Genomic DNA, 12,758 nt, shown 5'->3' on the forward strand with positions numbered 1-12,758 from the left:
GTGTGAAAAAGCCGTCAGAGTCTCCGCCCTTGTTTCCCCGCCACAACATTCTGGGTGTGGCGATCTCTGCCATCAACATGCAAGACGCTCTCACCACCATTCGCGGCTGGGTGGAACGCGAGGAACCGAATTACGTTTGCGTTACCCCGGCGCACGCGGTGATGGAGTGCGTGAAAGATGGCGGGCTGCGGCCGGTTTACAACCAGGCCGGGTTGGTAACGCCGGACGGCATGGCGATTGTGTGGCTGTTGAAGCTGGCAGGTTTCTCGCGGGTGAACCGGGTGTACGGGCCGGACCTGCTGCGGGCGGTGTGCGCCGAGTCTCTTTCACGCGGCTGGCGGCATTATTTCTTTGGGGGCGCGCCGCAGGTGACCGAGAGGCTGGTGGCGCGTCTGCGGGGCGGCTTCCCTGGCCTGCAAGTGGCTGGTTGGGACTGCCCGGCGTTTGAGGGGTTTGACGCCGCGCAAGAAGCTGCGGCCATTGAACGGATTCGCGAGTCAAAGGCGGATATTGTTTGGGTGGCGTTGGGGTCTCCGCGGCAAGAGCGCTGGATGGCAGAAAATTACCGGCGCTGCGGCGGTGTGCTGGTTGGGGTGGGGGCGGCGTTTGACTTCTTATCCGGCAACAAGCCGCAGGCGCCGCGCTGGATGCAGCGCGCGGGGCTGGAATGGCTTTTCCGGCTGGCGAGCGAACCGCGGCGCTTGTGGCGGCGGTATCTTCAATACCCCAGGTTTGTGTGGCTGGTCTTCTTGCAACGGCTGGGGTTGAGAAAATTCCCGGTGTAGCGGGGTACTATGTTCAGACGATTTTCGGCAAATTTCGCGGTCTTCTCCATTTTTTTTGACATGCTTCTGGTGGCGCTGGCGCTGCATGTGGCGGTGTTGTTGCGCGTGCCGCTCAACCAGCTGCCTTTTTTGCAGTTCATCTCCGAGCCGATCACGCTTCCGCTTGAGCTGTATATTACCTTTCCGTTGCTGTGGGTGGGGGTGTTTATCCTTTTCTCGGTTTACGACGGGCGCAAGAACATGCGGGTATGGATGGAATTAGCCAGCCTGACGCTGGGCAGTCTGCTGGCGACCATCTCGATGGCGGGTATTCTCTTTCTCACCTATCGTGATGTTTCTCGTTTCTTATTTGTGTTCTTCGCGGTAACGGCTTTTTTGGGCATGGTGGGTTGGCGAATGGCTTACCGTCTGATCATCCGCTGCGGCATGCGCCCGCAGCATGAAGTGCGCCGGGTGTTGATTCTGGGCGCGGGCAAGGTGGGAAGAACGCTGCACGGCTTTGTGAAGGAAAATGTGGAAGCGGGGCTGCGCTTCGTGGGCTTTTTGGATGACGACCCGTATAAGCAAGGCCGCGAAGATGTGCTGGGGCCTTTGGACCACGCGCGGCAGGTGATTGAGCAGCAAGGTGTGGATGATGTGGTGATCGCGCTGCCGCGCTCGGCGCACGACCGCTTGAACAAGGTGGTGAGCGAGCTGCACGATCTCCCGGTGCGGGTGTGGGTGATCCCGGATTATTTTTCGCTGACCCTGCATCAGGCGACAATTGAGACGTTTGCCGGCATTCCGCTGATGGACCTGCGCGCGCCGGCGCTGAGCGAATATCAGCGCATGATGAAACGGGCGTTTGATCTGGCGATTACCCTGGCAAGCCTGCCAGTAGTGCTGCCGTTGATGGCTGGAATCGCGCTGGCGGTCCGGCTGGACAGCCCGGGGCCTGTATTCTACTGTCCAACGCGGGTGGGCGAGAATGGGCGCATGTTCAAGATGTACAAGTTCCGCACGATGGTGCAGAACGCGGAAATGCTGCAGGCCAGCGTTGAGACGCGCGATGAAAACGGCAATTTGATCAACAAACGGCGCGACGATCCGCGGGTAACGCGAGTGGGGCGATTTTTGCGGCGCACCAGCCTGGACGAGCTGCCGCAGTTGTTCAATGTGCTGCAAGGGACGATGAGCCTGATCGGCCCACGGCCAGAGCAGCCGTACCTGGTGAAGATGTATGATTTGTGGCAGCGCAAGCGCTTCGCGGTGCCGCAGGGAATGACGGGTTGGTGGCAGGTGAATGGCCGCAGCGATAAGCCGATGCACTTGCACACGGATGAAGATCTGTTTTATGTTCAGCACTACTCCATCTGGTTGGATTTGCAGATTTTACTGAAAACGATTTGGACTGTGCTGCGCGGAAAAGGCGCGTATTGATGGAACTGAAAAGGAAGATAACCATCATCAGTTTTTGTTTGGCCGGGTTGGTTCTGTCTTCAAGCGGATGCAGCCTGCTGCCAGCAGCCAACACCGCGGCAGAAGCGTCTCCAACCGCGACTGCAACCCCACAGGCGGACGCCACCATGACCATCCCGCCTACCGTGACCAGAGCGCCTACCAGCACGGCAACCGTTACGCCGGTGGTGGTGTCGGCAACCAATACACCCCAGCCCGCGCTCACGCTGGCGATTGAGAATGCGACCTTTACGCTGGCCGGGGGATCACCGGTGTATACCGTCAATTTTGCGCGTCCAGAGGCGGGCTGTGGCTGGCTGGGATTGGCCGGTCAGGTGTTCGACGCGCAGGCGGTGCCGCTGCCCAACCTGCTGGTGGTTGTGGAAGGATACCTGGGCGAGACGCCTGTGGAAGGGCTGGCGCTGACGGGCAGCAGTCCCGCGTATGGGCCAGGGGGGTATGAGGTTGTGCTGGGCAGACTGCCGGTGGAGAGCAGCAAGGCGCTGACGGTTTCTCTTTTTGACCTGGAGGGAAACCTGCTGGCTTCGCGGGTGGCGCTGGATACCTACGCGGACTGCGGGAAAAACCTGATTCTGGTCAATTTTGAAGCGGTCAGGTAATCGAGCAGCGGAGTCAATTGCGTCAACTTCCGGCTGATTTCAACAGCGGAAAGAGAGAAATGCGCGCATGGTCCAGAGGCCGGATCGGCGGGCTTACGGTATAATTTTGAAATTGTATTTGGATACTTGACCATCGAGGAAGCATGAGCCAAAGGAAACCAGTCGATTTTTCTCCGTGGCACGAACTGCAGCGCATGTCGCGATCTGCATGGTTTTTGGTGCTGACCATCCTATTGGGGGCGATTGGCGGCGGCCTCGTCCATCAATTTATCCCACCGTTCTATGAAGCTCGCTCGGTGATGACGGTGCTGATTGATTACACCCGCACCGGCTATCTTGAAGATTACCAGCAGGACCAGATCATGGAGGCGGTGGGAGACCTGGTGGCGGCCACGGATGTGAAGCAGCAGGCGGCGGAACTGGCCGGGTGGCCACAGGAAGAGATTCAAAGCGGAGCGTATCTGGAGCATTTCTTTGTGGAGCGGCAGTATTTCAAATGGATTATGCGCGTGCGCAGCGCGAACGCGGAACTGGCTGCCGCGGCGGCCAACGCGTGGGCAGACGAGACCGCTCGATCCATTAATGAGGGTCTTGAACACGCCATTCTGGCTGGCGGTTTGGAGCGCTACCAATACGCGCTGGAGAAATGCCTGGAGCAAATCGCGCTGGTCGAACCGGTGCAGGCTTATTGTTCTGTGAATAATCTGGCCGAACTTCAAAGCGAATTGGAATCATCCGCTAAAGTGCTGCGCGATGAGCGGGTATTGAGCAAGGGACTGATCCCGGCCATTACCTATGAAGTAAATGAAAAAGCTGTGGTCCCCAATGCGCCGGTGGCGCGGGGGCGCAACACGTTGATCCTGGCTGGCATGGCGGTTGGGCTGGGGCTGGGCGTTCTTGGCCTGGCGGTTGATCTGCCGGCGCGATTACTGCGGCGGAGAGAACCATGATTCAGCGCCTCTGGTCTGGTTTTCGGGAGTGGGGCTGGACGCTGTTCGTGGTCAGTATGCCCATCACCAGCATGCCGCTGGTGATTCGGCTGGTCGGCTCGGACACGGTGGCCTCACCGGCAGTGCCTTTGATGGCCGTGCTGCTGGCGGGTTGGGCGCTGCCGCTGTGGCTGAAAGGGGCAAAACTGCCCAGTCTCACGCTGCCGTTGTTGGGTTTTGCCTTGTCCGCGTTTATCTCCTGCGCGGCAGCGTTTTTCTTATTGATCCCCCCCAATAATGATATCAGCGTGCTGCGCAGCGAAATGGTGGCATTGGCGACTCTGCTGGTTGGAATGGGGTTTTACTTCTTAACCGTGATGATGGCGGCCGGGGAAGGTAAGATTATCAAAAGCCTGCGGTTGTTGAATCTGGCTGGTTTTCTGGTGATTGTGTGGTGCGTCGCCCAGGCTGTGGCATGGAGAGTTTTCGACGGGTATCCGCAGTGGATGCGCGATTTTCATGATTTGTATTCCCGCGCGCCGCTCTTCAATAACCGCGTAACCGGCTTTGCCCTGGAACCGTCGTGGCTGGCCAACCAGTTGAATTTATTGTTTTTGCCGTTCTGGCTGGCTGCCAGCGTTAAGCGCTGGTCCGCGTTTCCGTGGAAGTTCTTGCGCTGGTTTCATGTGGAAGATGGTTTGCTGGCCGGGGGGCTGATATGTCTGCTGCTTTCGCTCTCGCGGGTGGGCTTGCTGGCGTTTATGTTGATGACCGCGTTTCTGGCGCTGCGCTTGAACCTGTGGCTGACGCGCTGGATTGAAGGCAAGCTGAGCGCGCGGAACATTTTTCGAGGGTCGAATGAAGCCCGCCGCAAACGCCTCTTGCAAATATTGATCGGCGGCGGGCTGGTATTGTTTTATCTGATCGCTATTGTTGGGCTGGGTGTGGTGTTAAGCCGCACAGATCCGCGCATGGAGGATCTGTTCAACTTTTCGCTGGGAGCGCGCAATCCCATTTTGGAATACGCCAACAGCCTCAACTTTTCTACGCGGATTGTCTACTGGCAGGCTGGCTGGGGAACGTTTAACGATTTTCCCTGGTTGGGGGTGGGGCTGGGAAATGCCGGCTATTACTTTCAGCAAAAGCTGGACCCCTTTGCATGGGAATTGGTCGAAGTGCGAAATCTGGTTTACCGCTCGGGCCAACTGCTGAATACAAAGTGTTTGTGGGTGCGAATATTGGCAGAGACCGGTGTGGTGGGCTTTGCGCTCTTTGCCGCCTGGTTGGCGGTGATGTGGAAAGCCGCCGACGCGCTTGAAAGGACACCACAGCCGCTTGATTCAATCATTGGATTAATGGGAAAATTATTAATCGTTGCGTTGATTATGGAGGGATTCAGCGTGGATTCATTTGCGCTGCCCTATATCTGGTTTTCGCTGGGTCTGGTGACCGCGGCGGCGTGGTTGAACCTGAAAAAGTTGAATGTTGGAATCGCAGGACAAAGAGAGGATTTTACAGCACATGGATAAGAAAACAATCATCATTCTTGTCGTGGCGGGTATATTGGTATGCTGCTGCCTGGGGGCGTTGGCGGCAGGAGTGGCGGGCAGCCTGTGGATGATTTCGGATGACGATACGATTTTTTCCTCAGACGAGACATTCGACGTTTTCGAGCCAGAAGCGACACCAGTGGCGGCAACCTTTACAGAGATTCCCCTGCAAGATGGTGCGTACGAAACCCTCAACACCTTGCTAACAGAAGTGGTACCCAATAACGATTTGCGCGAGCTGGCCAGCCGCCTGGGTGGCAGTGGTGATATTCCCGAGACGATGGGGGGCAGCCCTACAATCTTTCGCATAGGCGACCAGAAAAGCTTTTTTATCACCAATGGCGATACCAATGAAACTGTGCCAGTGAATGCCATTCTGGAATATGAGACGGAACATGTTTATTTCTGGGTGGAAGAAGGGGTTGAGTTCGATGCCGATGATTTGAAGGCGCTGGTGGATGAGTTTGAGACCAAAATTTACCCCACCAACCGCGCGTTTTTTGGCAGTGAGTGGACGCCCGGCATTGATAACGACCCGCATCTGTTTATCCTGTACGCGAATGGGATTGGATCGAGCATTGCCGGTTATTTCTCCTCGGCCGACTCAGTTCACCCGCTGGCGCACAAGTATTCCAACGCGCATGAAATGTTCCTGCTGAGTGCTGAGAATGTGTCTTTGGAAGAGGAATTCACGTACGGGGTGTTGGCGCACGAATTTCAGCACATGATTCACTGGTACCGCGATCGCAACGAAGATACCTGGTTGAACGAAGGGTTCTCGGAGCTGGCGTCCTTTTTGAATGGCTATGACGCGGGTGGTTTTGATTACTTGTACGCCAGCCAGCCCGATTTGCAGTTGAATGATTGGCCCAATGACAGCGACGCCACGACTCCACACTACGGCTCATCCTTCTTGTTTGTTACCTACTTCCTGGACCGGTTTGGCGAAGATGCCACCAAAGCGCTGGTGGCGCACCCCGATAATGGTATGGACAGTATTGACGCGGTGCTGGCTGAACTGGGCGCAGTGGACAGCCGCAACGGCGAGTTGATCAGCGCTGACGCGCTCTTTGCCGATTGGGTAGTGGCGAATTATCTGCAAGATGCGAGCGTGGAAGACGGGCGGTTTACCTATACGATATACGATTACGCGCCCACGTTTAATAAGACTGAAACCGTTTCAGACTGTGATGGCAGCTGGCAGAACCGCAACGTTTCTCAATACGGCGTGGATTATGTGGAAATTGCCTGCGCTGGCAGCCAGGAAATTCGCTTTGAGGGTGAGGTTTCTGTGCCGGTTTTACCGCAAGACGCCTACCAGGGTAAGTATGCTTTCTGGTCAAATAAAGGCGATGAATCGGATATGACTCTGACGCAGCAGTTCGATTTCAGCAATGCTCAGGGAACACTGACGCTCAATTACTGGACGTGGTATGACCTGGAAGAGGATTATGATTACCTTTATCTGGTCGCCTCGGAAGATGGCGAGAATTGGAAAATATTGAAAACCCCCAGCGGAACGGACCAGGATCTTTCGGGTAACAGTTACGGCTGGGGCTACAATGGAACGACCGATGGCTGGATTCAAGAAAGCGTAGACATCAGCCAGTTCGCGGGCAAGAAGGTGTTTCTGCGGTTTGAATACGTCACCGACGCGGCGGTCAATGGTGAAGGTCTGTTGCTGGACATGGTGGAGATACCCGAGATTGGTTACCAGACCGATTTTGAGACGGATGAAGGCGGTTGGAATGGCGAGGGTTTTGTGCGGATTGAAAACGTACTGCCGCAGACATTCCGTGTGTCTTTGATCCAAAATGGAAACGCGACCAGTGTGGGCCAGTACGTAGTTTTCCCTGGTGATGTATTGAGCATCCCGGTGGAGATTGAAAGAGAAGGTGCTGTGCTGGTGGTCAGCGGAACGACACGTTTCACCCGCCAGGAGGCCATCTACCGCTTCGCGGTTGGGCCGCAAGAGTAAACCATCGAAACGAGAAAGAAAGGGCGGGGAACGGGTTCCTCGCCCTTTTTGGTTGGTTTGAATTGATTAGTTATGAGGACTTGGGTTCGCGCAGGCGGGTTAATTCGATTTCCAATTCCTGGCGTCGCTGAATGCCCGCGTTGCGAACTTCGCTTACGGTGTTGTCAATGTAGCCTTGAACTTCATCGCGCAGGGATTTTCCCGACGTAGGTGCCAGCAAAATGGCCAGGCCAGCGCCGATCAAACCGCCCAGCATCGCGCCAAAAATAAAATTCTCAATTTTCTTCATACGTACCTCCAGTGATAGATGGAATTATATCCGGTGATGACAGCCCAAGCTGGATGAAAAGCCACGGCGCTGCCGCGGACATCCAAAACGTGACCAGGCTGTAACGAAAAAGCCGAAAAATGGCGGGGAGCCAGGTTTCTCCACGTGGGAGCAGTTCCCCCAGCCCAAACCATAAAACCAGAATACCTGCCAGACCAACCAGAAACCGCAAAGCGCGGCGGAAAATGGAGCCAGAAACGTCGTAGCGCCGGTATTTGGAGAGGTAACAGGCCGTGCCAATCGCCATCCCCAGAAATGTGCCGGTGATGGTGAAAAGCCCGGCTGTTGATGTGGGGTGGGGCAGATGATCGGGTGAGGTGATGGCAATATTTTCCAGCCAATCGGCGGGCATCTGCCAGTTGACGAGCAGGGCGTGCGGCACAAGACCAATCACAATCATCAGCAGGGCTATCAGGCAGGCCAGAGCAATCTGGCGGGCAAGCGTAAGGGTTTTCAACCACCGGCTGAGAGAGGGTTCCACGCGCAGATACAGGATTAAAAGCAAGCCCCCCAGCAGCCATCCAAGAACGACATCGCTGGTGAAATGCACGCCGAGAAAAATGCGCGAGAAGCCAATCAGAAACACCACGCTCAGCAGGGCCGCCGTGGCCCAGGGTTTGCGGATCAGCGCGGCGGCAAGCCCCCATAAGCTGGCCGCGTTTTGGGCGTGGCCAGAGGGAGCGCCAAACGATTTCTCGCTGATGAAGGCGCGCACGGCGGGGTCGAACCAATAGGGGCGAGAGGCATGCAGCGCCAGCTTGGTGATGCTGTTGACCCAATTGCTGAGAATCAACATGACGCCAATCCGCAGGCCAAACATGGGATCAATGCACCAGAAGAGCAGGGGCATAACCAGCATGTAAAACTCTTCGTTTCCCAGCGTGGTAACAGCCTTCATGAAGGGGACGATTGAATCTCCCAGAGACTGTGCCCAAAAGGTGATGGCAATTTCTATGGCGTGAAGGGCTTCCATCGGCCTGCCTTTGGTGAAAACGATTGACGATGAAGTAAGGTTAATTGTACACTCATTCTATGAAAAATGACCATCCACGCTGGTGGGACTTATCAACCACGCTGCTGCTCTTGCTCACAATCTGGGTGAGCGTCATTCGATTAACCGCGACTCACTGGGCCGATGGTCTGGAACGGGTCGAATCTTTGGTGCTGGCCGGTCTGCTGGTAGGGGGATTAGCCGGGGCCAGCCGCCTGAGAAAGACAATCAGCACCCCGCTGCTGCTGGTTTTGACGCCGGCCGCGCTGCTGCTGGCGTTGATGGCCACGCTGCCGGGCTACCTTACATTGGAGACGCGCCTGACAGCGGTGCTTGCCCGCCTGTGGGAGACCCTGGTTCTCTTCTGGCGGAATGAAGCCATTCAGGACCCGATTTTGTTTATCGCCAGTATGGGGCTGGCGTTTTGGGGAATCAGCGTGCTGGCTGGATTTTCCATGCTGCGCAATGGACAACCGTGGGCGGCTGTGCTGCTGGCGGCGGTTGCGCTGGCTCTGGTGGACTATTATGATCCCAATCTGGAACACCGCGAGCGGTATCACGCAGTGTTTTTGCTGGCAGTGCTGCTGCTGGCGGCACGGGTCAACTTTTTGCACTCCAAGCGAGAATGGGCGCGGAAGCATATCAGTGTAGATACGGAAACTGGTGTGGGGATCACCCGCAGCGCGTTGATCAGCGCGCTGCTGCTGGTAACGGTTGCCTGGAACCTGCCCAGCCTGGGCAATTTCCTTGCTGAAACTTCGGAAACCCGCGCGGAGAATGCCCGCTCGTGGTTTGGACTGAAGGACCGCATCTCCAACCTGGTGGCTGGATTGCAGGGCAGTTCCATGTCGGTGGTGGATTACTATGGAAATTTCCTCTCGCTTGGAACGGGGAATCCGCTGGGGGATGAGACGGTTTTTCGCGTGCAGGCTTCAGAAAGCCGGGCGGGTGGGACGCGCTTCTACTGGCGGGGCAACACCTATGATCATTATGAAGACGGCGGCTGGAACAACACACTGCGGATGAGAAGAGGGATTGCCCCAGAGGATTGGCCGCCTGCCGCGGATGCCGAGCCGCCCGCGCGGGTGATTGATTTCACCTACCAGGCAGAAGTCTCTGGCATGCGTACGATTTATCTGCCCGCCTCGCCGGATTGGCTTTCGATCGCGGCGGTGGTGCAGGGCGCCGGTTTCGATGGGCAAGGGTTTGAGGTGGCTGGCGTCCAGTCCGCGGATGCGCTGAAATCGGGAGATACCTTTCAGCTGCAGGCGCGGGTGGTTTCACCTTCCGAGGTGATGCTGCGCCAGGCTGGTGAAGAATACCCCCAGTGGATCCGTGATCGCTATTTGCAGATGCCGGACGACATCCCGCAGCGGGTGAAAGACCTGGCGGCGCAGATCACCGCCGGGTTGGATACGCCCTACGATCAGGCCAAAGCGATCACCAGTTTTTTGCGCGATGAGATTGAATACCGCGCCACAATCGAACGCCCGCCAGCCGGCCAGGAGGCAGTGGATTGGTTTTTGTTTGAGACCCAACAAGGCTTTTGTAATTACTACGCAACGGCAGAAGTGTTGCTGCTGCGCTCGCTTGGTATTCCGGCGCGTTTAGCGGTGGGGTATGCCCAGGGAGCGAATCTGCAGGAAGCCTTCGCGTACCGGGTGCGGGTGATGGACACCCACGCCTGGCCGGAAGTTTACTTTCCGGGGATCGGTTGGATTGAATTTGAGCCGACCAGTTCGCAGCCAGCACTGGTCCGCCCGACCGGCGCGACGCAGGAAGCGCTGCCAGAGAACTTCAGCAGCGGGCTAGAAGGAGCAGAAACCAGGCGGCCTGAGCGCCCTGATCCTGAAGAGGACCCAATGGCGGTGGAATTGATTGAAGAAACTACCCCCGCGCCAGGTTTTTTTGAAACGCTCTGGCGGCGGTTTGGCGCGCTGCTGATTATCATTACCTTGCTGGCCGGGCTGGCTGTGTGGGCGCGGCAGCGCAGAGCGCAGGGTGCGGAGCCCATTCCGGTGCTGGTGGAGGGTGTATTGGCGCGGCGGGGATGGGATGTGCCGGAGTGGCTGAGCCGGCTGTCGGGCTGGTCAAAGCGGTCTGAGATTGAAAAGCAGTATGTGTCGTTGGGCTGGCTGATGTGGCTGATGGGAAAGCGCGCGGAAGCCGGGCAAACCCCCGCGGAGCGCGTGGCGGCGCTGCAGGAACTTCTGCCGGCTGTCAGCGATGACGCGGCGCTGTTTCTGGAAATTTATCACCTCGCAATTTACAGCCCACACTCCGCGGACCTGGACAAGGCGGCACAGGCGGTTCGCAAAGTTTGGACCAGCGGCGTTCGAGGGCGGATAAAGCAGTGGTTAGGGATATAATCGGGCACAATTCATAAGAACCCCGCAATTGATGGATGAAAAACGATGAACGATAGCCAGCAAGAGACAACCTTCGAAGATCTTTGCCAGAGAATAGACGCGCTGCTGGTGTACGCAGAGCGAATGCAACAGTTTTTAAGGGACAACCGCCCGGCATCCATGCCGTCTGTGATTTTCGAGGGGGTAGAAAGCATGGCGCTTCAATTACCCAAAATCAAAAAGAAGGCCGGGCTGCTGGCCGCCGAACAAAACCGCCTGCACGCCTTGGCTGGGATCGGGCAGGTGGTCAATTCTTCGCTGGAACTGGATGTGGTGCTGGAAATGGTGATGGATACCATCATCGGCTTGTTGGGGGCGGAGCGCGGTTTCTTGATGCTGAAAAATGATGCGGGCAGCCTGACGATGCAGGTGGCGCGCAATTGGGAACGCGAGACCCTGGAAGCCAGCGAATTTGAAATCAGCCACACGATTATTCAGCGGGTTGAGGCAGAGGGCCGCGCTGTGCTTACGACCAACGCTCAGGAAGACCCGCGCTTCACCGGGCAGCAAAGTGTAATGGCCTATAACTTGCGTTCCATTCTGGCTGTGCCGATGAACGTGAAGAACGAAATGATCGGGGTGATCTATGCCGATAACCGCATTCGCAGCGGGCTTTTCACCCAAAAAGAAAGGGACATTCTGGAGGCGTTTGCCAACCAGGCGGCGGTGGCCATTGAAAACGCGCGCTTGTTTGAGTCGGTACGGCGCACGCTGGCAGAGGTAACCGAATTAAAGAACTTGATGGATCAGGTGTTTGCGTCCATCACCAGCGGCGTTTTGACAGCGGATGTGCAAGAGCGGATATTGCTGTGCAACCGCGCGGCGGAAAGAATTATGGGCATAGCCGCACAGGAGATGATCGGCATGAATCTGGGAGATCTGTTTGCCCCCATGAACCTGTGCCTAGAAGATCCGCTGATCCAGGTCTTGAAAGAGGACGAGATGGTGGTGGGGTTGGAAACCAGTTCCGATCTTCCTGAGCGAGGCCGGGTAGATTTGCGGATGAGTTTTTCGCCGCTCAAGGATTTTCAGGAAACGACGCGCGGAGTGGCAATTGTTGTAGAGGACCTGACCGAGAAGAAACGCCTGGAGTCGCAGCGCCAGTTGTTTGAGCGGATGGTTTCTCCGCGGGTGATTGCGCAGCTCGACCCCAACCGGCTGCGGCTGGGCGGGCAGAAAGCAGAAATCACCACGCTCTTCGCTGATATCCGCGGATTCACGCAGTTCAGCGAATCGGTGGACGCGCAGGAGCTGGTGGCTGTGCTCAACCAGTACCTTGCTGCGGCCGCCGAGGCGGTGCTGTGCGAGGAAGGCACAGTTGATAAATTTTTGGGGGATGGCGTGATGGCCTGGTTTAACGCGCCCATAGCCCAGGCAGACCATACTCTGCGCGCGCTGCGCGCTGCGCTGGGCATCCGTGAGGGGATTAGTCGGCTGCACGCGAAGATGCCCTGTGAGCAATGGCTGGGATTCGGGATTGGCATTCATGTGGGCGAGGCAGTGCTGGGGCTGGTTGGCACCGAACAGCGATTGGATTACACCGCGATTGGCGATTCGGTGAACACGGCCAAGCGCATTCAGGAATATGCCAGCCTGGGACAAATCCTTGTCAGCCAGGATGTGTATGAGCGCGTTCGCGGTTCGGTGGAGGCAAGGCCGTTAGAGGCCGTGCTGCTCAAAGGCAAGCGCGATCCGCTGCGGGTGTATGAGATCACTGGACTCTGCTGAGTTT

At 56.9% G+C, this 12,758-nt stretch carries 10 protein-coding genes; 8 read left to right on the forward strand and 2 right to left on the reverse strand.

Annotation, left to right across the window (positions count from 1 at the left end):
• The first annotated feature begins 2 nt into the window (after positions 1 to 2).
• The 6 genes from ADN00_RS18565 (at position 3) to ADN00_RS18590 (ending at position 7,299) form a co-directional block, all read left to right on the forward strand.
• Positions 3 to 785 carry a WecB/TagA/CpsF family glycosyltransferase gene (locus ADN00_RS18565; RefSeq protein ID WP_236691543.1) on the forward strand — a complete coding sequence of 261 codons (783 nt, stop codon included), beginning with the start codon at positions 3 to 5 and terminating at the stop codon, positions 783 to 785.
• Positions 786 to 794: 9 nt separating this feature from the next.
• A complete protein-coding gene (locus ADN00_RS18570) occupies positions 795 to 2,204 on the forward strand; it encodes a sugar transferase (RefSeq protein ID WP_075064504.1) in 1,410 nt (469 codons plus the stop codon).
• The gene (locus ADN00_RS18575) at positions 2,204 to 2,842 is read left to right on the forward strand and encodes a hypothetical protein (RefSeq protein ID WP_075064505.1); all 639 of its coding nucleotides are present in this window, start codon (positions 2,204 to 2,206) and stop codon (positions 2,840 to 2,842) included. The genes ADN00_RS18570 and ADN00_RS18575 overlap by 1 nt, the downstream gene beginning before the upstream one ends.
• 143 nt (positions 2,843 to 2,985) lie before the next feature.
• Positions 2,986 to 3,792 (forward strand): hypothetical protein, encoded by an 807-nt coding sequence (locus tag ADN00_RS18580; RefSeq protein ID WP_075064506.1) that lies wholly within the window; start codon positions 2,986 to 2,988, stop codon positions 3,790 to 3,792.
• A complete protein-coding gene (locus tag ADN00_RS18585; RefSeq protein WP_075064507.1) occupies positions 3,789 to 5,300 on the forward strand; it encodes an O-antigen ligase family protein in 1,512 nt (503 codons plus the stop codon). The genes ADN00_RS18580 and ADN00_RS18585 overlap by 4 nt, the downstream gene beginning before the upstream one ends.
• Positions 5,293 to 7,299, forward strand: coding sequence for a M6 family metallopeptidase (locus tag ADN00_RS18590; RefSeq protein ID WP_075064508.1), 2,007 nt, complete (start codon positions 5,293 to 5,295; stop codon positions 7,297 to 7,299). Before ADN00_RS18585 ends, ADN00_RS18590 begins: the two co-directional genes overlap by 8 nt.
• A 70-nt stretch (positions 7,300 to 7,369) precedes the next feature.
• On the opposite strand, the gene ADN00_RS18595 is transcribed toward ADN00_RS18590, so the two are convergent.
• Both ADN00_RS18595 and ADN00_RS18600 read right to left on the reverse strand, forming a co-directional pair.
• Positions 7,370 to 7,588: a YtxH domain-containing protein gene (locus tag ADN00_RS18595; protein ID WP_075064509.1), complete on the reverse strand. Its 219-nt coding sequence runs from the start codon at positions 7,586 to 7,588 to the stop codon at positions 7,370 to 7,372.
• Positions 7,575 to 8,600 (reverse strand): phosphatase PAP2 family protein, encoded by a 1,026-nt coding sequence (locus tag ADN00_RS18600; protein WP_075064510.1) that lies wholly within the window; start codon positions 8,598 to 8,600, stop codon positions 7,575 to 7,577. Before ADN00_RS18600 ends, ADN00_RS18595 begins: the two co-directional genes overlap by 14 nt.
• Before the next feature lie 44 nt (positions 8,601 to 8,644).
• On the opposite strand from ADN00_RS18600, the gene ADN00_RS18605 reads away from it, so the two are divergent.
• Together ADN00_RS18605 and ADN00_RS18610 are read left to right on the forward strand one after the other, a co-directional pair.
• Entirely contained in the window at positions 8,645 to 10,987 is a 2,343-nt protein-coding gene (locus ADN00_RS18605) for a transglutaminase family protein (RefSeq protein ID WP_152966421.1), read from the forward strand.
• A gap of 45 nt (positions 10,988 to 11,032) precedes the next feature.
• The gene (locus ADN00_RS18610; RefSeq protein ID WP_075064512.1) at positions 11,033 to 12,754 is read left to right on the forward strand and encodes an adenylate/guanylate cyclase domain-containing protein; all 1,722 of its coding nucleotides are present in this window, start codon (positions 11,033 to 11,035) and stop codon (positions 12,752 to 12,754) included.
• Positions 12,755 to 12,758 lie beyond the last annotated feature (4 nt).

Origin of the sequence: Ornatilinea apprima (assembly GCF_001306115.1) — a bacterium.
In the GTDB taxonomy this organism is placed as follows: Bacteria; Chloroflexota; Anaerolineae; order Anaerolineales; family Anaerolineaceae; genus Ornatilinea; species Ornatilinea apprima.